Source organism: Emcibacteraceae bacterium (assembly GCA_041396985.1).
Taxonomy (GTDB): domain Bacteria; phylum Pseudomonadota; class Alphaproteobacteria; order Sphingomonadales; family Emcibacteraceae; genus Pseudemcibacter.
In genome coordinates, this window is sequence record JAWKXO010000004.1 from 79,222 (window position 1) to 103,315 (window position 24,094).

Genomic DNA, 24,094 nt, shown 5'->3' on the forward strand with positions numbered 1-24,094 from the left:
TAGATATTTTTTAATGCATAAATCAAAGTTCGGCCCTTTATGACCACTGTCCAAAAAAACTCTGCAATATCCCTTCAAATGTGGCAAATCGCCATACCCAGCATACTGGCCAATCTTTCAACACCCCTTCTTGGCCTGTCAGACAGTTTTATTATGGGCCACCTGTCCCATGAACGCTACCTTGCCGCTGTTGCCCTTGGCTCGGTTTTTTTCAGCTTGCTTTATAACGGGGTCAATTTTCTGCGCATGGGCACAACCGGCCTCGCGGCGCAGGCCCATGGCCGGGAAGATGAGCTCAGCCTGAACCAGCTTTTTATCCGTGGTCTCATCAGTGCCACGGCCATAGGCCTCTTATTTATTCTGTCACAAGTCATTCTGGCCAGACTGTTTTTTATGTTCATGACAGCGGAGCCATCAGTAACCACCCTCACTCAGCAGTATTTCAGCATCCGTATCTGGGGCGCGCCGTTTGCGCTGATGAATTATGTCGCTGCCGGTTGGCTTCTGGGCCTTGGCCGGGCGCGGGAAGTTCTCTATATCCATCTTTATATGAATATCAGCAATATTCTGCTTAATTTCCTGTTTGTTTATGGCTTTGATTTGACGGTGGATGGTGTTGCGCTCGGCTCCCTGCTCTCTGAAAGCTCCGCCTTTTTGCTTTGTATTTATTTTATCAGACGTCATTGCGGTCATTATTTTAAACTGCCGCTTTTTGACCCGTCTGTGCTTGAAAATATTCTCTCGCTTCCGGCTTTTAAAAATCTGTTCAGCTTAAACCGCGATATTTTTATCCGCACCATGTGCCTGACCCTGACTTTGGCCAGCTTCGCATTGCTGGGAACCCGCTTTGGTACTGAAATCCTTGCCGCCAATGCGGTATTGATGAATTTGCAGAACCTGACCGCTTTTGGCCTTGACGGTTTTGCGCAGGCGGCCGAAGTGCTGGTGGGTAAAGAAATCGGCCGAAAATCACCTGAAAATTTACGGACCGCCGTCATAATTTCCGGCAAATGGGCGATTTTTACCGCCGCCGCCTTCAGCGCTTTTTATCTGCTTTTCGGCGATATGATCATTCACCTGCTGACCAGCCTTGATACTATCCGCGAAATTTCAGCCAATTATCTGATTTGGGTGATACTATTGCCGCTGCTGTCGATCTGGAGCTTTCAATTGGATGGCATTTTCATTGGCGCCACTGCCGGCGGTGCCATGCGAAATGGCATGGTAATCTCAACCATCTGTTATGCCATCTGCGTTTATACCCTGATCCCGCTTTGGGGTAATCATGGCCTCTGGGCGTCTTACAGCATATTCATTGTCATGCGGGCCATTACCCTCGCTATCAGATATCCTGAAATTGAGAAGCGGGCTATCTGACCTTCACAAAACCAATATCACCGCGAATGGTGATTTCCGTGCCGTAAGGTTTCGAGCGTTCAACCAGATCATTTAATATTTTCTGCGCCAGTTCCCCTTTGGCCAGTAAGGGGCGGCCCCTCACCTGTTCGGGCAGGCCATAGCCCAGCGTGATCGGGTAAAGGGCAAGTTCTTTCATCTTTTGCCCGTCAAAAGTCGGCATGGCAATCACGGATTCCCATATTTCACGTAATGCCGGAAAACCGCTGGTGCCGCCCTTATATCGTTTATCATTGAAATCGGCGACATGGGCATTGTCATCAAGGCCGTATGGGGCATAATTTTCCGCCGGAAGCCTGAGCAGGGTTTCATTCTGGAACATAAAATCCCCCAAGCTGTAAATGATCGGCCGGTCCTTATAAATTTCAATCCCGCGAAGGGCATGGGGCCCGTGGCCGACAAATAAATCAGCACCGGCATCAATGGCGGTGCGGGCAAATTCACCAATAAAATCGGCAGGGATTTCGCGGCGGCCTTTTTCCTCATGGGCATGGATGGTAACGATCACATAATCGGCCAGTTTTTTGGCATTCCGGACCACCGCATTTATGTCTTCAACGTCGCTCGCATTTGCCACTGTCCGTTCCCCGGCGACGTCGCCTTTTTCGAACCACTGGCCATATATATTAATGGCATTTGGTCTGCTTTCCGATGTGCCGCGCGCACCCCCGTCCTGATCCGTAAATAATCCCAGGCTTTCACCGGTCGCCCGCATATTTTCAAACTGATCTTCCGGCAATATATAGGTTTTTGAATATCGCAGCGGGTTTAGTCCGGGACGGGCCGGTACATTATCGCGTGAACGCCCGGCCGCCATATGGCGGGCGAATGTCGATGCAATCGAAATAAGCGCGACCCGTGCTTTGCCGGTTTCGAGGAATTTTGCCTCACGCGCTTCGGCCAGGCTCATACCGACACCTGCCTGAACAAGCCCCGCATCAGCCACATATTTTGTCGTCAGTTCCATCCCCTTAACTCCATAATCACCGGTATGGTTGTTGGCGCGGGAAACCATATCAAACCCGGCCCAGGCCAGTTCCTTCGCCAGTTTCGGCTCCCCCCGCATATAGGTACCGCCACTTTCGGCCATCGGGTACATTTCATAATCATGAAACAGCATTTCCAGATTGGTAAAGGCCATATCAGCCCCGCGGATCAGATCAATCATTTTAAGAAATTCCGGTTCCTTATACGGCGACAGTGGCCGGGTAATAATGCTGTCCCCGGTCAGCGCCATGGTAAAGTCGCCGTCTGCCTGCTGATGCTGGGCCTGTGCTGCGCTCATCATTACTATTGATAACAGTAAAAATCTCATGATCTTCCCCTTTCCTCTCCCTATCCCGATTGTAATCGGCGACAGGCCCCAAATCAACAATATTGAAATCGCAGAAATATAGCCCTATAATAATGTTCACTTTACAAATTTGGGTGTTACAATTTCAATTGGGGGCAAAATGTTAAAAAAATTAATCACTATTTTCATTTTCTCACTTCTCAGCCTGCCTACTGTGGCCAAGGAAGTTGAAAGTACAATAAATCTGTACGGAAATGTTTTTACCTACGGTATCCCGCCATGGATAGACCCGAACGCAGCTGATTTTAAAGAAGAAGATTTACTCAAAAAAAGCAAATATTTTAAAGATCAGAAAGGACCGAGCTTTATTATCGAAGCTATTCCCGTTGATCAGGAATTTGACAGCTGGACGACTATTTTTGCCATTAAAGCCCTTAATTTAGGTCAGGCAGTTCCAATTTCCCGATGGGAAGATCAGACATTAAATACTTTCCGGCAAACCTGTGGCGATGTCTCTATCGAATATCTTGATACCGGGTCGACAGCTTCTTTGGTGCAGATTATCTGCCCAAAAGTTCTCGGATATACCCAGGATGGATATAATGACGGCGTCGGCGAAATTGCTTTATTCGCTTTTTATATCAGTGGAACAACCCTGATCAGTCATTATATTGAATGGAGGGGAAAAGCTTTTCATCCGCTGGATAAAGCGGCCTGGCCAGTGGACGATAATATGTTATCAAAACAGATATCTGCACTAAAGAAAACGACAGTAATAAGCAAAAAAGGCATCATAAAATTTGCCGATTAAAGTCATTATAAATAGCCAAACCAGACTGTTTGCTAAAACGTACCCGATGGTCTAAACTAAAAAAAAAAATGAAGGGGGAAATTATGGTCCGTCGAATTTTTATCATACTTATCCTGATATTCAGCCACGCCGCCCTCGCAGACGAAGTGGCGGATAAGGCAGAGTTTCAAAAGCTCTACGCCCAGTTTAATGATTTATATGCAAATTCCGAAGACATTGACCCGATCATAGAGGTCGCAGAAAAGCTATATGAACTCGCGCCGAAAATTTATGGCAAAAATTCTCAGAATACTGCCGTTGTTACATATAATCTGGCTAGCCTTTACCTTGAAAAAGCGGGGTCAGCAGGACTATCCGACTACGACAATAAAGCAAGGGATCTCTTTGAAGATTATTTTCAGATTCTAGACAAAATCGACGCCCCAAAAGACAAAAATTTCGTCAATCAATACCTGTATTATTTAAAGTCAATAGCTTTAGAAGCCTATCAGGATGCTCTGCCTTCACGAGTCAAAAAGTTGCATATAATTGCCCGTGAACTTGACTATTCGCAGAATGAACTGGCTGATATAGAATTTCAGCTTGGTCTTTTGCTTTTTAAAAATAATGATTTTCATAAATCGTTAGATTATTTTGAATTATCGAACGCCAATTATATAAAATCATATGGATCTGAGCATTTCAAAGTAGGTGAAACATATTTTTGGATTGCCAAATTACAAATGGGCGACAAAAAACGAACCTCTGCAGAAACCAGTTTTGAAACTGCGCTTAAGATATTTGACAAAAATCCCGAGTTAAGTAAGGAACTGAAACAGAATACGCATGCATTTATGGTACAACTTTTTGAAGACATGGGACTGTCTGACAAAGCAACTCTTCATTGCCAGGCCATCGCAGAGGAGCGTCCAAAGGACTTTGATCAATATATAAAGCCGATATATAGAAAAAACCCTACTTTTCCTGAACTTGAATCATATGAAATAGCAAAACTGAAAAAAGAACCAGCAGAAGTTACCCTAAATTTCGATGTCGATACCAATGGATTTACAAAAAACATAACAGTCATTGAATCCAGCAATCAAAAATTTAATGAAAGTTCCATAGAGGCAGCAAAAGGGTTTCGATATGCGCCAACTATCAAAGATGGAAACCTCACATATACAAAAGACGCAAAAGTAAAAATAGTGTTTGGCATTTCAAAATAATCCATAATTTTCTTTCAAAAGACGGAATATAAATTGAAAAAACAATTCTACTTAGTATTTATGATATTATTCAGCCACGCTGCCTTCGCCGATGAAGCAGCGGATAAGGCAGAGTTTCAAAAACTCTATGCCCAGTTTAATGATTTATATGCAAATTCCGAAGACCTCGATCCGATCATAGAGGTCGCAGAAAAAGTCTATGAGCTGGCTCCAAGGGTTTATGGAAGAGATTCCAATGAATATGCTATTACCACCTATAACCTGGCCACTCTTTATGATGCCAGAGGCATAAATGATATTGATAAAATAACCAATGAACAAAAATTAAAAGACTAGCTAAAAGCTTCCGACTTATATAAAAAATACTTCAGAATGCAAAACCTTAGAAAAGTGCCAAAAGATATTAATTATATAAATCAGTATATCCCGTATATTGTTGCCTATTATAATTCACATCCAAATGTGGCGGAATTAAAAATTTCTGATACCTTACTGGAAATAGCATATAGTCAAAATTTACCTGACACCGAAATGGCCGATCTGGAATTATATATTGGCATAATTAGATCCAAATATGTTGGTATAGTCTATGCCGTGGAAAATTTTCAGAAAGCCGTTAATTTATATAGTTCCGATAAGGCTGCCAATACCACCAAAATTGCCGAGGGTCTGTTTTGGTTATCCCGCCATGATATAGGGCTAAAAAAATACGATGCCGCAGAGAAGAAATTAACCGAAGCGGTTATCCTTTTAGATAATAACGGACAAGAGGAACAATTACTTAAAAATGAAGCCCTACAACTACTGGCAACAATGAAAATATTGCAGGAAGATATTGATAGTGCGGAAAACTATTATAAGGAAATAATAACACCCGAAGACCATACAGGATATCTGATCCCAATTGACAAGCCGGAATCATATCCTCCTATGACGGATATTTTTCTAAATAATATTCCTGCGTTTGTTCAGGTACAATTTGATGTTGATATGTTCGGAAAACCTTTCAATATTAAAATCCCCTATTTAGAAGTGATGGAAAAAAACTGGCTGGCACCAGTAAACATCAATCAGTTTAGCGAGTATATTATTAAGTTGGTTGCGGACACCAGATATCTGCCGCCACTTCGAAATAATGAGAAAATAGTTATGAGGGACGTTAAAGATACTATTATCTTCCGCCCCAATCTGGTGCATTAGGAAAGTATAAATATAACCCAAGGATGAAAATGTAAAAGCTGTTTTAGATAAAGATATGACTGTTATAATTTATTTCAGACTAGAGCCCAAATGACCGTAGAAAATCTAAAAAAACTTGGCCTTCTTTTCATCGCAGTATTTGCGATGGCTGCCGTTTATGATTTTTCTAATGTGCCCCCTACTGTTCATGATAAAAATGAGTTGCCATTTATTTTTTCGATTTGGGGTTGGTCAGTTTCACAGGAATTAAAAGTAGGTCCGAATTTTTATTCTGATGATGAAATTTTATGCAAAGGTACACATTGTGGTTGCGAGATTAAAATATACCCAAATGAATCATTATATGCTGAACTCGATGATCTTTTGGCTTCCCTTCCTGATGGCTTTGTAGATTCTTATTTACCAGACTCTGCTGTTATATGGCAAATAAGCCGAAGTAACGCTAAAATCTATGATGATAAAAACAGAATGAATAGGAACACTGAATTATGGTCATTTGAGAATTCTACAAATATTTTTTACAGCAATAGTTTTGGTGATATTCTAAACAAATCATACAGTCAAAACACAACGTATGGTCAATTCAAAAATCAAGAAAAATTTTTCAGAAAAGACGATTTAAACAAATTATCACAAATTCTAAAATCCAAATCTACTGGCATAGATTCAACATGTAGTGAAGAAAAAATAGACAGTATATTCAATAATATTGATTTTAAACTGGTAGCTTCAATAAGATGGTATTCAAATCAACCCGGCAAGTGGTGATGACGGGTCGGCGTAGCGTTTTTTCGGCATCCTGCCGCTTAGGTACGCATCCCTGCCCGCTTTAACCGCATGGTTCATGGCGCGGGCCATTCTGACCGGGTCCTTGGCTTCGGCAATCGCCGTATTCATCAGCACCGCATCGCAGCCAAGCTCCATCGCCTGCGCCGCTTCCGACGCGGTCCCGACCCCGGCATCCACCAGCACGGGTACGGTCGCATTTTCAACAATGATCCGGATCCCGACCGGGTTTTGTATACCAAGGCCGGAGCCTATCGGCGCACCAAGCGGCATAATGGCACAGCAGCCGATATCTTCGAGTATTTTGGCCTGGATCGGGTCATCATTACAGTAGACCATCACCTGAAACCCTTCTTTGATGAGGATTTTGGCGGCCTCCACCGTTTCCGGCATATTGGGGTAGAGCGTTTTCTGGTCACCCAGTACTTCCAGCTTCACCAGGTCCCAGCCGCCAGCTTCGCGGGCGAGCCGCAGGGTTCGGACCGCATCATCACCGGTAAAGCATCCGGCCGTGTTGGGAAGATAGGTATATTTTTTCGGATCCAGATAATCGACCAGCATCGGCTGCCCCGGTTTTGAAATATTGACCCGGCGCACGGCAACGGTGACGATTTCCGCGCCCGATGCCTCGACCGCCAGTTTCGTTTCCTCAAAATCCTTATATTTGCCCGTACCGACTATCAGGCGGGAACTATATTCCTTTCCCGCGATTACCAAATTATCCGTCATATTCCTTATTTCCCTGGATTTCTTTAAGATTTATTGTTCAGCCACCCCCGATGAAATGAACAATTTCAAGATTATCCCCGTCTGTGACCTTTACCCTGTGAAATGTGCTTTTTGGGACGATTTCACGGTTATGCTCGATCGCCACCTTATCCTGTTCGATATCAAGCTTGGCCAGAAGCTCGTCAAGACACAGAGGCGTTTCAAATTTTAGCGCATCGCCGTTTATCGTTACATTTATCATTATAATAGCCTTAAATTGATAATGACTGTTTTCAAATTACAATTATAGTATTATATACATATCTAATGATAATAAGTCAGTAGAGAATTATGACAAAATCAATATTGGTGATCAATGGCCCAAATTTAAACCTTTTGGGTACACGGGAACCAGATATATATGGCGCAGAGACTCTGGCCGATATCAAAGACAGAATGACTGAAAAAGCGGCATCGCTTGATCTTGAGGTGGATTTCCGCCAATCCAATATAGAAGGGGAAATTGTCGGCTGGATTCACGATGCCCGGGGAAGTCATGACGCCATTGTCATAAATGCGGGGGCGCTGACCCACACATCAGTCGCAATTATGGATGCACTTCTCGCTGTCGGCATTCCGACAGTCGAAGTCCATCTTTCAAATATTTTCAAAAGAGAGCAATTCCGCCATCATTCCTATATATCATCCGTCGCAGTCGGTATGATTACAGGGTTTGGTGCTGCCGGTTATTTAATGGCTGTTGATGCCGTTAAAAATATAGTTAAGTAAAACGGGAATTATTAAAAGGAATACACGAATGGCAAAAATGCAAGTGGATACGAAGTTAATACGTGAACTCGCCGATATGCTGAATGAAACTGATCTCACCGAAATTGAGGTAGAGGACGGAGAACTTAAAATAAAGCTGTCACGCGGCGGTAAAGCGGTTCATGTCGCTCATGCGCCGATTGCGGCAGCCGTGCCTGCCCCTGCAGCACCAGCAGCAGAAGCCCCTGCTGCCGCACCTGCCGTTGCCGCTGCAGATCATCCGGGTACAATTTTCTCCCCCATGGTTGGAACCATCTATACATCCCCTGATCCGACATCCGACCCTTTCATCAAAGTGGGCGATAAGGTTTCCGCCGGGCAGACCATCCTGATCGTAGAAGCCATGAAAGTGATGAACCAGATTCACGCAGCCAAGGCCGGGACAGTAAAAGCCATTCTTGTTGAAAACGAACAACCGGTCGAATATGGCGAAGCCCTTGTAATTATTGAATAGCGGATGATAGCATGATTGAAAAAGTACTCATTGCCAACCGCGGTGAAATTGCCCTTCGTATTCACAGAGCCTGCCATGAAATGGGCATTAAAACCGTTGCTGTGCATTCAACGGCTGATGAAAGCGCGATGCATGTAAGACTTGCGGATGAAAGCGTTTGTATCGGCCCGCCGTCATCAACCGACAGTTATCTTAATATCCCGGCAATTATCTCCGCTGCGGAAATTACTGGCGCCGATGCAATTCATCCGGGATATGGCTTTTTATCGGAAAGCGCCAAATTTGCCGAAATTATTGAAAAGCACGGCATAATATTCATCGGCCCGACGGCAGAACATATCAACCTGATGGGCGATAAAATTTCCGCCAAGGAAGCGGTTAAAAAAGCCGGCATACCCGTGGTCCCCGGCTCTGACGGGGCCGTCAACGGTTTTAAAGATGCCGCTAAAGTGGCCGCAAAAATCGGCTATCCGGTCATTGTCAAAGCCGCATCCGGCGGCGGCGGCCGGGGAATGAAGATCGTCCACAGCGAAACCGAACTTGAAATGGCGGTGAGTTCCGCCCAGCGTGAAGCCGCCGCGTCATTCGGCGATGGTACAGTTTATCTGGAAAAATTTCTGACTACGCCAAGGCATATTGAAATACAGGTACTGGCCGACACCCATGGCAATGTAGTGCATCTGGGTGAGCGGGACTGTTCACTACAGCGCCGCCATCAAAAAATTCTGGAGGAAAGCCCTTCCCCGGCCTTAAAGCCGGAGGAGCGCGAAGAGATTGGAGAGATTTGCCGCAAAGCCATACAGGCCATCGGTTATCGCGGTGCCGGAACCATTGAATTTCTTTATGAAAATGGCGGGTTTTATTTCATTGAAATGAATACCCGTCTACAGGTTGAACATCCGGTTACGGAAATGATTACCGGCATTGACCTTGTGCGGGAACAGATCCGTGTTGCTGACGGGCTGCCGCTCCAGTTTTCACAGAAGGACATTACCTTTTCCGGTCATGCCATCGAATGCCGTATCAATGCGGAAGACCCCTTTACTTTTGCCCCTTCACCGGGCCAGGTTAAGGATTATCATACCCCGGGCGGTCTTGGTGTGCGGGTCGATAGCGGTCTTTATGCCCGCTACAGAATTCCGCCCTATTATGACAGCATGATTGCCAAACTGATCGTTCACGGTAAAACCCGTAATGAATGCCTGATGCGCCTGCGGCGCTCGCTCGAGGAATATGTAATTGACGGCATAAAAACCACCATTCCCCTTCATCAGAAACTTATTCATGAAGAGGATTTTATCAACGGAAATTACAATATTCACTGGCTTGAACATTATCTGGCACGACTGGCAAAAGAAGATAAATAAAGGTTCCGGCATATGGAGATCACAAGAGAACTCCTGCTAAGTGCTTATATGCAGGGTATTTTTCCCATGGCGGAAAGTGCCGATGCCGATGATGTTTTCTGGGTTGATCCGGACGAGCGGGGCATTTTTCCGCTGGATAAATTCCATGTTCCCAAAAAACTGGCAAAGACAATTCGTGCAGAACCGTTTGATGTTCGCATCAACACGGCCTTTCGCGATGTGATGCTGAAATGCGCGGAACCGACCGATAATATCGACCGTCAGAACACCTGGATTAATGATATTATTTTGCAGCGTTACTGTGAACTTCATGAACTTGGCTATGCCCATAGTGTTGAATGCTGGCAGGATGATACACTGGTCGGTGGTCTTTATGGCGTTTCCCTGAATGGTGCCTTTTGTGGTGAAAGCATGTTTCATACTGTCACCGATGCCAGCAAAATCGCCCTTGTTTATCTGGTAGCCCGGCTAATTGTCGGGGGTTATGTTTTACTGGATACCCAGTTTGTGACTGACCATCTAAGCCAGTTTGGTGCCATTGAAATTCCGCGGCTTGATTACCGTCAGCGCCTGAAAGAAGCCCTTGCCGTTGAGGATGCTGATTTTTATTCGCTGCCCGAGGATGCAGACGGATCAACCATTTTACAGTCAATCACCCAGACATCATAAACCGCATGTTCAAGCGGTGATACCGCCGGGGAAGAGGCAAACATCCAGCCGGTGAAGATTTTTTGTGGCTCGCCACCATGACCAAGATCATTAATTTCAAGAAAGGCAACCGATTCCGGCGTTTCTTCCGGCGGGTTTGAGCGGCAGTTCCGCATGGTTATTTCCAGCGTGCCGAATTTGGCGGTTTGATCACGGGCGATGTCAAGTGTTTCAAGTTTGGCCGTAATTTTATCAAGCGCACCCAAGGTCACGACCGGCACCTGCTGGGCATGAGCTGCCGCCGTCAAAAGACCTAGAAAAATGATTGTCAATGTTCCGCGTAACATAACCGTTACTCGCTTTTATCGCCACTTGAAAATTTGCTTAACAGCCCCAGAAGGTCAACCGCCCCCTGCGTTTCAATAATCTGATCACCCGGCGCAAGCATCACATCACTGCCACCCGGGTCAAGAACAAGATAATTTCCGCCCAGCAATCCTTCCGAAGTAATTTTGGCAAAGGTATCTTCAGGGAGTTTGATGCTCGGATCGATATTAATTTCGACCACCGCGCCATATGTATCATGATTAAGATGCAAACTGGTGATACTGCCAACCTTGATGCCGCTGATTTTGACTTCACCACCAACGGCAAGGCCGTCAATTTTGTCAAATTCGGCCGTGTAGCTTGCCCCGCTGGTGGCACCGACACCGGAATTACTGAAAGCAAAATAGAGAAAACCGCCGGTAATAAGCAGGACTATTGCCCCCATTATCGTCTCTACAAGATTACTTCTCATATAATGCTCCTGATTATGGGTTTAACTGCCAGGGGTCCAGGCTTCATAATCGCCTGTTGATTTCTGCCTGACACCGCCTTCTGATAATGCGCCCTTTGGATAATAGGCATTTACAGTGCCGGTCTGGTTGGGAAGGTGTTCTTTTTCCCAGCTTTTAATGATCCTTGGACTTTCAAGTGGCGTCTGATCAACAATTTTATGCAGCCAGGCATGCCACTCCGCCGGAATGGCGCTTGCTTCGATTTCACCGGCGAAAATAACCCAGCGTTTTTTACGGTCCTTGGATACATAATAACTGTTTCCGAGCTTATCCTCGCCCACTTTTACGCCCTTAAAATATGTGTGTAAAAGGGTACCGATCGTCCCAACATGCCACCAACCGAAAATTCGTCTAATCAATCTAACAATCATATTTTATCCACTTATGATGTGAGCCACGTATAAATTTATATCACACTCTATACCCTGTGTGCGTAAAGAGAACAACCTTTAAAGCAATTGGCCACATTTATAATTCCTGATTTTGTTTGGAAAGATTGGTCATATTAAGGCGACGCTTTCATGTCCGCTTCTGAATTATGCCTTTGGCACAATAAATTACAGTCATTTATGGATGTAAATGATTAATTCTGGTCTGTTGTGCCGACTCATCAAAAGCACAACATCTAGGTTTACTTTTTACGTCAACCACAAAATATACTAAAAAACGCTTTATGATTTATTGCAGGTAAGTTAGTATTTCGGTCAGAATCATTACATAAAAATGAAACAAAATTTGGGTCAGTTTAGTCAGTATTTTAATCATTTTTAAAAGGAACAGGACAAAAGGCAGGAACAGAAATGAAGATACAAAGATTTTATACGAAATCATCAAAATCAGCTTACGAAGACATTGATTTTCGTAAAGCGGATAGCGAGATTCGCAATCCTGATGGTGAAGTGATCTTTGGTCTTAAAGGCTTCGAAGTTCCAAATGGCTGGTCACAGGTGGCATCGGATATTATTGCCCAGAAATATTTCCGCAAAGCCGGTGTTCCTGCCCGCTTAAAAGCGGTCCCTGAAAAAGATGTGCCAAAATGGCTGTGGCGGCATGAGGCGGATCAGGATGCGCTTTCCGCCCTGCCCGAAGCGGAAAGATACGGCCCGGAAACCAGCGCCAAACAGGTTTTTAACCGGCTTGCCGGAACATGGACATACTGGGGCTGGAAGGGCGGCTATTTTGAAAGCGAGAAAGACGCCCGTTCCTTTTATGATGAGCTTAGCTTTATGCTGGCAGCACAAATGTGTGCGCCCAATTCGCCGCAATGGTTTAATACAGGCCTACATTGGGCTTACGGTATCGATGGGCCATCTCAGGGCCATTATTATGTCGATTATGAAACAAAAAAACTGACAAAATCGAAAAGTGCCTATGAACATCCGCAGCCCCATGCCTGTTTCATTCAGGGGGTGAGTGACGATCTGGTCAGTGACGGCGGCATTATGGATTTATGGACCCGTGAAGCCCGCCTGTTCAAATATGGCTCGGGCACCGGCAGCAACTTTTCCAACATTCGCGGGCTTGGGGAACAGCTTTCCGGCGGCGGGTCGTCATCCGGCCTGATGAGCTTTTTAAAAATCGGTGATAAAGCGGCGGGCGCTATCAAATCAGGCGGCACAACAAGACGTGCGGCAAAAATGGTAATCGTCGATATTGACCATCCGGATGTTGAGGAATTCATCAACTGGAAAGTGATTGAGGAGCAAAAAGTTTCCGCCCTAGTCACCGGATCAAGAATTACTGAAAAGCACGCAAAAGCAATTATTGCGGCCTGCGATGCTGAAACGGAAGATGGCTTTGATCCCAAAATAAACGAAGAACTTAAAAAAGCGGTTATTTCAGCGCGTCGTGATCTTATCCCGGAAAACACCATTCAGCGCGTCATCGGCTTTGCCAAACAGGGCTTTACCGACATTGATTTTAAAACCTATGATACCGACTGGGATTCAGAGGCCTATTCAACAGTTTCAGGGCAGAATTCAAACAATACTGTCCGCGTCACAGACGACTTTATGAAAGCGGTTGAAAATGGTGATGACTGGAACCTGACACGCCGTGTTGACGGTAAAATCCATAAAACGGTTTCCGCCATGGACCTGTGGGAAGATATCGGCTTAAGCGCCTGGCAATGTGCTGACCCGGGATTACAGTTCCACACCACAATCAATGACTGGCATACCTGCCCCAATTCGGGGGAAATCAGGGCTTCAAACCCCTGCTCGGAATATATGTTCCTTGATGATACCGCGTGCAATCTGGCATCCCTTAACCTGATGAAATTTAAAAGCGCAGCAGGTGAGTTCGATGTTGAAAGTTTCGAACATGCCACACGTTTATGGACAATCGTGCTTGAAATCTCGGTCATGATGGCGCAGTTCCCATCACAGGAAATCGCCCAGCGCAGCTATGATTTCAGGACCCTGGGGCTTGGTTTTGCCAATATTGGTGCATTGATTATGTCCTGCGGTTATTCCTATGACAGTGACAAGGGCCGCGCCCTTTGCGGTTCAATCAGTGCGCTGATGACCGGTGTCTGTTATAAAACATCAGCGGAAATGGCGTCCGAGCTTGGTGCTTTCCCGAAATATCATCAAAACCGCACCCCAATGCTGCAGGTGATCCATAATCATCGCACCGCTGCCTGGGGCAAATCCTACTACCGCGGGCTACACACAAAACCGGCACCGCTTGATATTGCAAACTGTCCCTATAAAGATATTGCCATTGCCGCCGGGCGCGCATGGGATGTTGCGTTGGCCATTGGTGAAAAGCATGGATACCGAAATGCTCAGACTACGGTCATTGCCCCAACCGGAACAATAGGACTGGTGATGGATTGCGATACCACTGGCATTGAACCTGACTTTGCCCTTGTTAAATTCAAGAAACTTGCCGGTGGCGGTTATTTCAAAATCATCAACCGTATGGTGCCGGAAGCTCTTAAAACGCTTGGCTATACACCAAAGCAGATCGGCGAAATTGCTTCCTATGCGGTCGGGCATGGCAATCTGAAACGTGCCCCTCATATCAATCATGACAGCCTTAAAGCCAAAGGCTTTGCCACAGCACAGATTGATCAGATCGAAAAGGCGATTGAAAGCGCCTTTGACATCACATTTGCCTTTAACCGCTGGACCCTTGGTGATGATTTCTGCACGGAAGTTCTTGGCTTCAGTAAAGAACAGATCACCAATCCACAGTTTAATATGCTAAAAGAGCTCGGCTTCACCAAAGCCCAGATTGAAGAAGCCAATGAACATTGCACAGGGACATTTACCCTTGAAGGGGCCCCTCATTTAAAAGAGGAACATTTACCTGTCTTTGACTGTGCCAACCCATGCGGTAAAAAAGGCAAGCGGTTCTTAAACGCCAAAAGCCATATTTATATGATGGCCGCTGCCCAGCCGTTTATTTCCGGGGCCATTTCAAAAACCATCAATATGGAAGCCAATGCCACAGTCGAAGACTGTAAGGATGCTTATAGGCTTTCATGGCGCCTTGGTCTTAAAGCCAACGCCCTTTACCGGGATGGCTCAAAACTGAGTCAGCCGCTTAATGCTGTCATACTGGAAGAAGAAGAAATCGAAGCATTGCCGCTATTGGAAAAAACAAGGGCGGTCACAGAAAAAATTGTCGAGCGTGTCATTGAACAGTCGACCACAGCAAAGCGCCGCAAACTGCCAACAAGACGGAAAGGATATACCCAAAAAGCCAGCGTCGGCGGGCACAAAGTCTATTTGCGTAGCGGTGAATATGACGATGGCACACTTGGTGAAATTTTCATCGATATGCATAAGGAAGGGGCGGCCTTCAGAAGCCTTATGAATAATTTTGCCATTGCCCTTTCCATTGGTCTTCAATATGGGGTACCGCTGGATGAATATGTCGATGCCTTTACCTTCACCCGTTTTGAACCATCAGGTCAGGTGACCGGCAATGATGCCATTAAAATGGCAACATCGGTGCTTGATTATATTTTCCGCGAGCTTGCGGTTTCCTATCTTGGCCGCACGGATCTGGCCCATGTGGTGCCGGATGATCTGATGCCGGATTCTGTTGGCACAGGTGGTCAGGAAATCAGTGCTGATGAATTTATCGCCCAGACTGATACCGCCTTAAACCGTGTTATTGGTCTGACCAGCACCGGATATGTCAGAAAAAGCAATCTTTATGTTCTTAAGCAGGAAAGCATTGAAACATCAAAAACCACATCACTGGCGGTTACTGAACAGGCAAAAATCGCTGTTGGTGCTGAGGAAATGACTGAAACCACACTGACCCAGGAAAGCAGTCGGTCAAGCCTGATCCTTGAAGCCAAGATGAAAGGTTACGAAGGAGATGGCTGCGGCGAGTGCGGAAATTTCACAATGGTTCGTAACGGCACCTGCCTTAAATGTGATACTTGCGGTGCTACCAACGGCTGTTCATAAAAAAATTGAAAAAACTTGATTTTATCTGTCAATTCAGACGTAAATTTTACCAAATATTTACCTGATTGGCGCAGTTTGTATTCTTTGGATAATGAAACTCTATCCAGATTAGACAAGAGATAAATTAAGGTTCAATTTTCATGACTGGCAAGTCTGGCGCATCACCGTTTTTGTTTTTAAATCAAAAACCGACTTTGATTTCACGCTCAAAGTCCTTTGATGTATCAAGCCCGGTCACCGACGGAATAGCCATTATCAATGTGGAAGGCGAAGACAGCTTCAGGCTTATTTCAGCCAACGAAGTCTTTCTTCAGGCAATTTCCAGTGAAGGCCAAAACCCGATCGGCAAATATATTAATATGCTGATCTGGGGTGATAATGTCGAAGATAACAAGCTTCAGTCGCATCTTGAAAAATCCCTTATTGAAAGAAAACCGCTGGCTTATATCTGGCAGTTGGTCATTGAAGGAGAAAAGAAAAGCCTGCTCTGTAAAATTATCCCGCTTCGCACTAAAGAAGGCGATATTGCCCAGATCACAGTGTCCACTTCAGATTTTGATGATAGTGAAAATCTTGAAATCGAGGTAAACCGCTATAATTATTATGATGAGCTTACGGGTCTTCCCAATCGGTTTAAATTTTATGAAGAGCTTGAAAGAATGCTTTTTGAAACCAATTCAACCCGGGATGGTTTTTTTGATCGAAAAGGCATTGAAGGCGCTGTTCTTTTCGTTAATGTCAGAAAGCTTCAGCGCATTAATGAAAGCTATGGATATGAAAAAGGCGACGATGCCCTGCAGGCTGTTGCCAAAATGCTGCTTGAAACCATCCAGGAAAATTCAATTCTGGCCCGATTTGCCGATGACCAGTTTGTCATATTTCTGTCGGGAAGATACTTTGAAAATGTAAAACGCGAAGCCGAAACGCTGGCAAAATCCATCCATCATAATTTTGCCACGCGGGCGACATCAACAAAGAATGATCCGCGCATTTCTGTATCTGTTGGTATCGCAACCGGGCTGGCAAACGTCAAAACCATCGAACAGCTTATTCAGCACGCCCATCTGGCCATGAAGCGCAATAAAAATGTCAGCTCCAATCAAACCGTCATTTTTAATCCGGAACTAAAAACGCAGGCTGCCACTAAGCTGCGCCTTGAAACAGAATTTCGTGAAGCTCTGGCCGCTGATGCGCTCGAGCTTTACTATCAGCCTGTGATTAATCTACAAAATGGCCTGATCAGCGGTTTTGAAGCCCTCGCCCGCTGGAATAATTCCCAGCGCGGCAGCATTTCCCCACTTGAATTTATTGCCCTTGCCGAAGAAGCCGGGCTTATTATCCCGCTTGGTGAATGGGCCCTGACCACTGCCTGTAAGGACCTGAAATCATGGATTGATAATAATCTGCTGGCATCATCATTATTTATGGCGGTAAATGTCTCCAGCTCCCATATCATTGCCGGTAATATTGTTGCCCTGACCCGTGATGCCCTTGCCAAAAGCGGCCTTGACGGTAGCAATCTAAAACTGGAACTGACAGAATCGACCATCATGGAAAATTCGGATATTGCCCGGAATATTCTGCTTGATCTTAAAACCTATGGGCTTTCCCTAGCTGTGGACGATTTTGGCACCGGATATTCATCGCTATCCTACTTAAGCCGCATTCCGGCAGACACAATTAAAATTGACCGCAGCTTTACCAGCATGCTTGACAGCAATCAGGAAGGGAACAATATCATTAAAGTGATTATTGATCTCGCCAAATCCCTTGGCATGACCATTATTGCCGAAGGGATTGAAACAAAAGCCCAAATGCAAAAGCTGAAAGAGCTTGGCTGCCATTATGGTCAGGGGTTCCTTTTTTCCAAGGCCATGAGCGCCGATAAAATACCTGATCTTATCAATGATCAGCCCTTCAAAAAAATCATAAAATAATCACTCGAAATTTTCCGCCCAATTAGGCATAATCAGATTAAAATTCAACACAGCGGGGTATTTATGAATAAATTATCTGATCGCCAGCCCACCATCCGAACCTTGCCAAGGCACAGCAATATCAATTCAAACGGTCACATTTTCGGTGGCTGGATATTATCACAGATGGACAGCGCCGCCGGTGTCGAAGCCATCCGTTATGTCGGCGGCCCTGTCGCAACCGTTGCCATTGAGGCCATGAAATTCCATGCGCCCGTTAATGTCGGGGATTGGTTAAGCGTCTATACCGACATTACAAAAGTCGGCAGAACGTCATTGACCATCCATATTGAGGTGATGGTGCTCAGACGCGATGAGGATAAGGAAATTATGGTCACCGAAGGCGACTTTATATTTGTCGCCCTCGATGATAATCACCGCCCGAAAGAAATCAATAAGTCCTAATTGAACAGGAATTTTTTCATTTCGCCATAAATTTTGGTCTGCTGAATGATCCCCATCAGCTCGTCCGGATCATCAAGCCCGTATGTATAGATCGGCACATTGACCCCGGTATGGGCCTGGTCATTGATATTGTTGGTGCCATAATAAGCGCCAAGCTCATTACCGCCTTTGGTCAGAAGCAGCTGATAAAAACCTGGAATATGATCCCGGCGCAGCGGACCGAAATAAGCCTCCGGCTTATAAATGATCTGTGTTGCCTGACCGTGGTCGGCGGTGACAATAACCGCTGTGTTACCTTCTTTCTTGGCAAATTCAACGGCCATTTTGACCGTACGATCAAAGGCAAGCATTTCACTGATGGTGCCGCATGGGCGGGCCACATGGGCCTGCTTGTCAATGGACGCGCCTTCAATCATTACGAAAAATCCCTTATCCTTATTTTTAAGGGTATCAAGGGCATATTTCGCCATTTCCTCTAATCTTGGAATTCCTTCATATTTGGGGTTGGCCTCGCATGCCGCTGGCTCGGGGAAGATCACAACACGGTCTTCATCAATTTCAATAAAATCGGCACCCTTTCCACCGGGGCCGACCCATTCAACCGGCATATGACCGTTTGAAAAAACGCCGAACACTTTTTTCCCGGGCTTTAAGGCCAGAAGCTCATCCCGTTTTGTCAGAACCGTATAACCTTGCGCTTCTGCCTTTTCCTTTACAGTGCGACCCCCTGCCTCTTTCGCTGGTAGCAGGTTATATCCACCACCCAGCATGACATCGACGTTATGATCAAGCATCTGTTCCACTATCGGTGTATCGTTAAAATTGGCACATGCTTTTGAGCCGGTCATAAAACAATACCGGTCCTGGGCATGGGCGGCAAAAGCCGCCGGTGTGGCATCGGTAATAATCGCTGTGGTCACAAGTCCGGTTTTAAATCCTTTTTCCTGCGCTTCCTCAAGGATTGTTTTATAGGGGGAGCCATCAAAAGCGCTGACCGCAATCCGCCCTTGACTGGTGCGATTCCCGGTGGAAATGGTGGTACCGCCACTGGCGCTTTCACCGGTAAACTGAATTTTGGTCGGGTCCTCAATCATCAGCTGCTTGACGATGACCGAGCCACGGTTTTTCATTTCATCAACATAAAGCCCCGCCTCCCCGTCAAATTCATAATCACGGGTCAGGGCAATTTCGGATTCCCCCATCCCATCCCCAATCAGCAGTATGATATTTTTCGGTTTTGCATAGGCCGTAGACGTAATGACAGCAACAGACACTGTCAGCAGGGCAATAAGTCGTTTCATTTTTTTTCCTTTATTTCTTTGCCTTTATTTAAAGCAAGTTTGCGGCAATTTAACAAGAGGAAATGAAACAATTGTGACAGGCCTAAAAACCTCGGCCAATGAGGTGGGGGTGGGATTGGAATGAGCTACTTTAAGATTGATTTTGTGGAAATGGCAGGACTCACCTGCTTTGGGATTTTCAAGAGACCACTTTCGACCCAAAGCGGACAGTCAGTTAAAAGCAGTAATTTCTTAATATTCAATTATTCTCCATCAAAGCCTCTGAGACTCTTCAATCATTTTAAGCTCTTCATATAAATAGACAACGGATCAATTCATACCTTTGGATTGTTGAACTTATTTCATAATTAATATACAAAATAGACCTTTGAGTTTACTGTGATCGGGACTTATAGGTTGAAAGCAGATCTAAAAATTTTAACGGCCTTTCGTTTTTTTGCTGCGCTTTGGGTTGTACTGTTTCACCTGGGAAGCCGTGTCGAATTTGGGGATAATTATTTCACAAAAATGATTGAGAATGGTGCCCGTGGAGTTGACTTTTTCTTTATATTATCCGGGTTTGTCATTTTCCACGTATACGAGCAAAGTATTTTGGACGGCTTATTCTCCCCTAGGCGTTATTTGATAAAACGAATTAACCGCATATATCCCTTGCATTTAATGATGACGCTTACTTTCATCATACTTATCTTTCTACGCAGCATAACAGGCATTAGTCATGAGCTAGATTTAAAAATGACTGATGTTCTAGCATCAATTTTGTTATTGCATTCTTGGAATGTAACAGATGGGCTGGTATTAAACGGTCCGTCATGGACTATTTCTGCTGAATTTTTTGCATATGTATTATTCGGCTTAGCTGTGATGGGTTATCAAAATCGTAGAATCCCGACGAAGACAATTATATTTACAATTATTTTTACTTTTACTTTAGCCCATTTGTTGGCAATTAATCTTGAGAAAACAGCATTTATGCATTTAACATTTGATTATGGTTGCTTCCGTATTATACCCCTTTTTACAATCGGAATCTTACTTAGACGATTTGCCCCGTGGATTAATAAAGCATTGTCATTGGCATTCGGTGTGATAGGTATATTGCTTTTCCTTTACCTATCTGTGGTGCCGTCTGTTGATTATATGCTTATCGTGCCTTTTTCTCTTATGATAATTAGTGGTGCAAATCTATCTGGACAGAAATGGGTTCCACTGAATCAGAAAATTTTTACTTATTTAGGCGAAATCTCATATTCAACATATATGGTTCATGGATTAATCATCATTATTTATTTTGATTTGTTACCTAAAATTCTTCCTTCGCTACCTCAACTGTTTTCCAACTATATTGATGTACTAATTGTTTTATTGGCTGTTTTATTAGGGTCCGTATTTAGTTATCACCTTGTTGAACGTCCTGCTCGCATCTATTTAAACAATTGGTTCGCGTCGGATTAAATTTTAAATGAACAGACCATCTATTGCTCAACATCAAAAATTGATCAAATCAGGCCTATATAAACGATTACTCAAACCTGTAACCATTCAAACCACGCCTAATTGCTCTCAATAAACTTAAGGAGAATTAAACGATTCTGAGGTTGGGTATAAGGGTTGAAATGGTTCTGAAAAAGACTCTTTGCCTATGCTATGAGTTTCTTAGGTTCACCCAAAACATTGACTGAGTGTAGTAATCTTCTATGATGATTTCTTAAACAAAAAGGGGGGCTTATATGTTCATTCACAGACAAAGAATAAAACTGACTGCATACAGAGAGGCAAATGTTATATGATAAAAAAAACACTTATATCTTTGGCGAAGACTATTTTGCCAAAGAGCATAAAAGATTACCTGTTTCATTTTGCATTCAATGTAAATCACAGTGAATTTGAATATTTCGCCTATAAATATGCCAATGCGCCAAACATGAAGTTTGCGTTACTCGCCATCAAAAATCTGGAGTTTCATCCTGAAAAAATCTTAGACATTGGTGCTTATCATGGGGATTGGGCGAGAATGGCGCATGATGTCTGGCCCGAAGCTTCTTTAATAATGATTGAAGGCAATGAAGAAAAACGCTCCATTCTGGAAGTGGTCGCCAATGACCTACAGGCGGACTTGAAAATAAACCTGCTGGGAGCCTCAGACGGCGAACAGGTCGAATTCATTGTCATGGAATCCGGATCATCTGTATTTGAAGAGGAAAGCCCGGTTGAGAGAAAAAAACAAAAAAAGACCCTGACCACGCTCGATAGTTTGTTAGAGGGAGAAAATGTCGATTTTATAAAGATAGACACGCAAGGATATGAACTTGAAGTGTTTAGGGGAGGCATTAAGACATTGGCAAAAGCCCAGGCTGTCTTAATGGAGGTATCCCTTATCGAAATAAACAAGGGTGCCCCCCTGATCGAAGAAGTGCTGACCTTCATGAAGATGCAAGGGTTTGTAAGTTACGACATTGTAGAAATTCATCGTCGGCCATTGGACGGCGCCACCAATCAGATTGATATTTTATTTGTAAGACATGACTCTTTTTTGATTGCGAATAAAGCCCATTACGAGGAATAATTCAGGACAAGTCCAATTTTAAGGCGGTTTCGTAAAAGTAACTGTCTCCACAATTGTTCCCAGTCAGCAGGGCAATAAGTCGTTTCATTTTTTTTCCTTTATTTCTTTGCCTTTATTTAAAGCAAGTTTGCGGCAATTTAACAAGAGGAAATGAAACAATTGTGACAGGCCTAAAAACCTCGGCCTATGCGGCGGATATTAAATTAAAAAGAACTGCTGACAAAGTGCATTTGTGGAAATGGCAAATCGCATTTTAAATGAGTGTATCGAATGGCCGCTTCCGACCCAAAGCAGACATTCAAAAACATGCCAGATGCTCCTCATGAATAATAAAAATAACCACTTTACTTCATACGGCATGGACGATTTAGGATAAACACTGATACATGCCTGTTAAATTAAAATGACCTCTAACATCCTGAAGCCTGCGTCAGTAGGCAATATAGTTCGTTCCTATTATGGAGTTTTTATTATCGAGAATGAACTTGTTTATTTTTACTTCCTAAGGAATTTTGCTGCCCAATGTTCACCCTCAGTATCGTAGATTGTGTTCTAAACTTTAACTTAAGACACTCTATACTTAGTAAATTAAAAAGATTTAATTACGGTTTTGTTCCAGTATGATATATTTCGTGTTTATATTAAAAATAAAAACCAAAGAAGATCAGTAAAAAATCAGGGGGGACAAGTGTATTATAGATTTTTACCAGTTTATAATGTCTTGAGGGAGCTTTTCCTCCCATCAAAAACAGTGGATAAATTTTGCATCAGTGAAGAGATTGTTTGCGAAGCTTCTCAAGAATATATGCCTGGTATCTCGATGGAAGATCATTACCGCAGTTTGGTCACGCATGTCGTAAAAGGCACTACTCCTGAACAGCAATGGCGAAGAACCAAAAAAAGGATGGTTGTTCATGAAGCTACAGTAAAGTTTAAATTTAAGAACGTGTTAGCCACACCTGCCGGCTTTTTTTCTCTTGATGGGCAACATATTATCGGCAAAAGACACTTGATAAATCCGATATTTTCAAAAACTATACACATAATTGATAAAGGGTTTTTCGCATCCAGTTTTGTTACAAATACATATTTCGGTCATTGGCTGATTGATGGGATTGCAACATCGTTGCTAAAGGAAAAAGATGAAGAACTATATCTTTGGGCCCCACCCAGTTGGGGCCACACAACGACATACTTAGATATCCTTGGGATCGAAACTATAAAACATGACTATGTTTTCTTCAAAAACATGACGTATTGTTTTGACAGAGGAATGAATACCAACCGGAGAGCACGCATAAGAAAACTCAAATCAGTTATTTCTACCAAATCAAGCAGTCAAAAAGGTAAGAAAGTATACGTCAGGCGTGGTCAGACCGGCATATCAAGAGTAATAAATAATGAAGATGCGTTAAATGATCAATTAAAGAAGATGGGCTTTCTAATAATTGACGTAGACGCGCCAGCCGAAGAAATAATAAATGCCTGCAGCGGAGCGGAGCTGACACTTTCCATAGAAGGGAGCAATTTTGCTCATTTATTACTGGGTGCTACCACGGGAGCAACTCACATTATTATAAATCCTGCCGCTCAGTTCAATAATCTACTGGCTGATTATATGCTTGCATTAGGCGACACTATGCATACTGTTGTTGCTGAAAGTGAAGGTGCTGGATATCGTGTCGATATTCCTCGTTTAACTAAACTAATTGAAAATATTTTACGTAATTAAAATCATGTTAATCAGAGAATCCAAACCTGGCTCGGATAGATAACTCAAGACTTAGACCCTTATTTTTGTGAACGCACTAACACCATTTTATACACATGGAAATATTATTCATTTGCATTAATAAT

Annotated in this window: 23 protein-coding genes; 16 read left to right on the top strand and 7 right to left on the bottom strand. The window is 43.9% G+C overall.

Annotated features, from left to right (window positions below; translation table 11 throughout):
• Nucleotides 1-39: 39 nt before the first annotated feature.
• Nucleotides 40-1,377: an MATE family efflux transporter gene (locus tag R3D86_11360; protein ID MEZ5758808.1), complete on the top strand. Its 1,338-nt coding sequence runs from the start codon at nucleotides 40-42 to the stop codon at nucleotides 1,375-1,377.
• On the opposite strand, the gene R3D86_11365 is transcribed toward R3D86_11360, so the two are convergent.
• Nucleotides 1,370-2,731 carry a CapA family protein gene (locus tag R3D86_11365; protein MEZ5758809.1) on the bottom strand — a complete coding sequence of 454 codons (1,362 nt, stop codon included), beginning with the start codon at nucleotides 2,729-2,731 and terminating at the stop codon, nucleotides 1,370-1,372. The genes R3D86_11360 and R3D86_11365 overlap by 8 nt on opposite strands.
• 139 nt (nucleotides 2,732-2,870) lie before the next feature.
• Here R3D86_11365 and R3D86_11370 point away from each other — a divergent pair, with 139 nt between their 5' ends.
• The 5 genes from R3D86_11370 (at nucleotide 2,871) to R3D86_11390 (ending at nucleotide 6,697) form a co-directional block, all read left to right on the top strand.
• Complete coding sequence (locus R3D86_11370; GenBank protein MEZ5758810.1) at nucleotides 2,871-3,521, top strand: hypothetical protein; 651 nt, start codon at nucleotides 2,871-2,873, stop codon at nucleotides 3,519-3,521.
• Between the two features lie 68 nt (nucleotides 3,522-3,589).
• Nucleotides 3,590-4,729, top strand: coding sequence for a TonB family protein (locus R3D86_11375; GenBank protein MEZ5758811.1), 1,140 nt, complete (start codon nucleotides 3,590-3,592; stop codon nucleotides 4,727-4,729).
• A gap of 33 nt (nucleotides 4,730-4,762) precedes the next feature.
• A complete protein-coding gene (locus R3D86_11380; protein MEZ5758812.1) occupies nucleotides 4,763-5,065 on the top strand; it encodes a hypothetical protein in 303 nt (100 codons plus the stop codon).
• A gap of 126 nt (nucleotides 5,066-5,191) precedes the next feature.
• Nucleotides 5,192-5,929 carry a hypothetical protein gene (locus tag R3D86_11385; protein ID MEZ5758813.1) on the top strand — a complete coding sequence of 246 codons (738 nt, stop codon included), beginning with the start codon at nucleotides 5,192-5,194 and terminating at the stop codon, nucleotides 5,927-5,929.
• Between the two features lie 90 nt (nucleotides 5,930-6,019).
• A complete protein-coding gene (locus R3D86_11390) occupies nucleotides 6,020-6,697 on the top strand; it encodes a hypothetical protein (GenBank protein ID MEZ5758814.1) in 678 nt (225 codons plus the stop codon).
• Here the strand turns inward: R3D86_11390 and R3D86_11395 are convergent.
• Nucleotides 6,674-7,444, bottom strand: a complete 771-nt coding sequence (locus R3D86_11395) for a bifunctional sulfur carrier protein/thiazole synthase protein (GenBank protein MEZ5758815.1) — start codon at nucleotides 7,442-7,444, stop codon at nucleotides 6,674-6,676. The two genes, R3D86_11390 and R3D86_11395, sit on opposite strands and share 24 nt — an antisense overlap.
• Nucleotides 7,445-7,481: 37 nt before the next feature.
• The gene (thiS, locus tag R3D86_11400) at nucleotides 7,482-7,685 is read right to left on the bottom strand and encodes a sulfur carrier protein ThiS (GenBank protein MEZ5758816.1); all 204 of its coding nucleotides are present in this window, start codon (nucleotides 7,683-7,685) and stop codon (nucleotides 7,482-7,484) included.
• Between the two features lie 89 nt (nucleotides 7,686-7,774).
• On the opposite strand from thiS, the gene aroQ reads away from it, so the two are divergent.
• Genes aroQ through aat form a run of 4 tightly spaced genes read left to right on the top strand, consistent with a single transcriptional unit; the run spans nucleotide 7,775 to nucleotide 10,741 of the window.
• Entirely contained in the window at nucleotides 7,775-8,212 is a 438-nt protein-coding gene (gene aroQ / locus R3D86_11405; protein MEZ5758817.1) for a type II 3-dehydroquinate dehydratase, read from the top strand.
• 28 nt (nucleotides 8,213-8,240) lie between these two features.
• Nucleotides 8,241-8,705, top strand: coding sequence for an acetyl-CoA carboxylase biotin carboxyl carrier protein (accB, locus tag R3D86_11410; protein ID MEZ5758818.1), 465 nt, complete (start codon nucleotides 8,241-8,243; stop codon nucleotides 8,703-8,705).
• Nucleotides 8,706-8,716: 11 nt separating this feature from the next.
• Complete coding sequence (gene accC / locus R3D86_11415) at nucleotides 8,717-10,072, top strand: acetyl-CoA carboxylase biotin carboxylase subunit (GenBank protein ID MEZ5758819.1); 1,356 nt, start codon at nucleotides 8,717-8,719, stop codon at nucleotides 10,070-10,072.
• A gap of 12 nt (nucleotides 10,073-10,084) precedes the next feature.
• Entirely contained in the window at nucleotides 10,085-10,741 is a 657-nt protein-coding gene (aat, locus tag R3D86_11420) for a leucyl/phenylalanyl-tRNA--protein transferase (GenBank protein ID MEZ5758820.1), read from the top strand.
• On the opposite strand, the gene R3D86_11425 is transcribed toward aat, so the two are convergent.
• From R3D86_11425 to R3D86_11435, 3 genes are read right to left on the bottom strand one after another with little or no spacing between them, the layout of a single operon-like run.
• On the bottom strand, nucleotides 10,678-11,067 hold the full coding sequence (locus R3D86_11425) for a DUF2155 domain-containing protein (GenBank protein MEZ5758821.1): 390 nt from the start codon (nucleotides 11,065-11,067) through the stop codon (nucleotides 10,678-10,680). The two genes, aat and R3D86_11425, sit on opposite strands and share 64 nt — an antisense overlap.
• A 5-nt stretch (nucleotides 11,068-11,072) precedes the next feature.
• A complete protein-coding gene (gene mlaD / locus R3D86_11430; GenBank protein ID MEZ5758822.1) occupies nucleotides 11,073-11,519 on the bottom strand; it encodes an outer membrane lipid asymmetry maintenance protein MlaD in 447 nt (148 codons plus the stop codon).
• Between the two features lie 21 nt (nucleotides 11,520-11,540).
• Complete coding sequence (locus tag R3D86_11435; protein MEZ5758823.1) at nucleotides 11,541-11,930, bottom strand: NADH:ubiquinone oxidoreductase subunit NDUFA12; 390 nt, start codon at nucleotides 11,928-11,930, stop codon at nucleotides 11,541-11,543.
• Nucleotides 11,931-12,359: 429 nt separating this feature from the next.
• On the opposite strand from R3D86_11435, the gene R3D86_11440 reads away from it, so the two are divergent.
• The 3 genes from R3D86_11440 to R3D86_11450 all read left to right on the top strand — a co-directional run bounded on the left by R3D86_11440 (nucleotide 12,360) and on the right by R3D86_11450 (nucleotide 18,370).
• Nucleotides 12,360-15,989, top strand: coding sequence for a vitamin B12-dependent ribonucleotide reductase (locus R3D86_11440; protein ID MEZ5758824.1), 3,630 nt, complete (start codon nucleotides 12,360-12,362; stop codon nucleotides 15,987-15,989).
• 140 nt (nucleotides 15,990-16,129) lie between these two features.
• A complete protein-coding gene (locus tag R3D86_11445) occupies nucleotides 16,130-17,926 on the top strand; it encodes a bifunctional diguanylate cyclase/phosphodiesterase (protein MEZ5758825.1) in 1,797 nt (598 codons plus the stop codon).
• Nucleotides 17,927-17,989: 63 nt separating this feature from the next.
• The gene (locus R3D86_11450; protein MEZ5758826.1) at nucleotides 17,990-18,370 is read left to right on the top strand and encodes an acyl-CoA thioesterase; all 381 of its coding nucleotides are present in this window, start codon (nucleotides 17,990-17,992) and stop codon (nucleotides 18,368-18,370) included.
• Here the strand turns inward: R3D86_11450 and R3D86_11455 are convergent.
• A complete protein-coding gene (locus R3D86_11455; protein MEZ5758827.1) occupies nucleotides 18,367-19,671 on the bottom strand; it encodes an alkaline phosphatase in 1,305 nt (434 codons plus the stop codon). The genes R3D86_11450 and R3D86_11455 overlap by 4 nt on opposite strands.
• Nucleotides 19,672-20,067: 396 nt before the next feature.
• Between R3D86_11455 and R3D86_11460 the strand changes: the two genes are divergently transcribed.
• From R3D86_11460 to R3D86_11470, 3 genes are all read left to right on the top strand, one after another.
• Nucleotides 20,068-21,126, top strand: a complete 1,059-nt coding sequence (locus tag R3D86_11460) for an acyltransferase (protein MEZ5758828.1) — start codon at nucleotides 20,068-20,070, stop codon at nucleotides 21,124-21,126.
• A gap of 331 nt (nucleotides 21,127-21,457) precedes the next feature.
• Complete coding sequence (locus tag R3D86_11465) at nucleotides 21,458-22,237, top strand: FkbM family methyltransferase (protein ID MEZ5758829.1); 780 nt, start codon at nucleotides 21,458-21,460, stop codon at nucleotides 22,235-22,237.
• A 688-nt stretch (nucleotides 22,238-22,925) separates the two neighbouring features.
• Nucleotides 22,926-23,969, top strand: coding sequence for a glycosyltransferase 61 family protein (locus tag R3D86_11470; GenBank protein MEZ5758830.1), 1,044 nt, complete (start codon nucleotides 22,926-22,928; stop codon nucleotides 23,967-23,969).
• The last annotated feature ends 125 nt before the right edge of the window (nucleotides 23,970-24,094 follow it).

Bases quoted from the DNA above. Each gene is read 5' to 3' on its own strand.
- R3D86_11360 (MEZ5758808.1), top strand. From the start codon at position 40: ATGACCACTGTCCAAAAAAACTCTGCAATATCCCTTCAAATGTGGCAA.
- R3D86_11365 (MEZ5758809.1), bottom strand. From the start codon at position 2,731: ATGAGATTTTTACTGTTATCAATAGTAATGATGAGCGCAGCACAGGCC.
- R3D86_11370 (MEZ5758810.1), top strand. From the start codon at position 2,871: ATGTTAAAAAAATTAATCACTATTTTCATTTTCTCACTTCTCAGCCTG.
- R3D86_11375 (MEZ5758811.1), top strand. From the start codon at position 3,590: ATGAAGGGGGAAATTATGGTCCGTCGAATTTTTATCATACTTATCCTG.
- R3D86_11390 (MEZ5758814.1), top strand. From the start codon at position 6,020: ATGACCGTAGAAAATCTAAAAAAACTTGGCCTTCTTTTCATCGCAGTA.
- R3D86_11395 (MEZ5758815.1), bottom strand. From the start codon at position 7,444: ATGACGGATAATTTGGTAATCGCGGGAAAGGAATATAGTTCCCGCCTG.
- thiS (MEZ5758816.1), bottom strand. From the start codon at position 7,685: ATGATAAATGTAACGATAAACGGCGATGCGCTAAAATTTGAAACGCCT.
- aroQ (MEZ5758817.1), top strand. From the start codon at position 7,775: ATGACAAAATCAATATTGGTGATCAATGGCCCAAATTTAAACCTTTTG.
- accB (MEZ5758818.1), top strand. From the start codon at position 8,241: ATGGCAAAAATGCAAGTGGATACGAAGTTAATACGTGAACTCGCCGAT.
- accC (MEZ5758819.1), top strand. From the start codon at position 8,717: ATGATTGAAAAAGTACTCATTGCCAACCGCGGTGAAATTGCCCTTCGT.
- aat (MEZ5758820.1), top strand. From the start codon at position 10,085: ATGGAGATCACAAGAGAACTCCTGCTAAGTGCTTATATGCAGGGTATT.
- R3D86_11425 (MEZ5758821.1), bottom strand. From the start codon at position 11,067: ATGTTACGCGGAACATTGACAATCATTTTTCTAGGTCTTTTGACGGCG.
- mlaD (MEZ5758822.1), bottom strand. From the start codon at position 11,519: ATGAGAAGTAATCTTGTAGAGACGATAATGGGGGCAATAGTCCTGCTT.
- R3D86_11435 (MEZ5758823.1), bottom strand. From the start codon at position 11,930: ATGATTGTTAGATTGATTAGACGAATTTTCGGTTGGTGGCATGTTGGG.
- R3D86_11440 (MEZ5758824.1), top strand. From the start codon at position 12,360: ATGAAGATACAAAGATTTTATACGAAATCATCAAAATCAGCTTACGAA.
- R3D86_11445 (MEZ5758825.1), top strand. From the start codon at position 16,130: ATGACTGGCAAGTCTGGCGCATCACCGTTTTTGTTTTTAAATCAAAAA.
- R3D86_11450 (MEZ5758826.1), top strand. From the start codon at position 17,990: ATGAATAAATTATCTGATCGCCAGCCCACCATCCGAACCTTGCCAAGG.
- R3D86_11455 (MEZ5758827.1), bottom strand. From the start codon at position 19,671: ATGAAACGACTTATTGCCCTGCTGACAGTGTCTGTTGCTGTCATTACG.
- R3D86_11465 (MEZ5758829.1), top strand. From the start codon at position 21,458: ATGATAAAAAAAACACTTATATCTTTGGCGAAGACTATTTTGCCAAAG.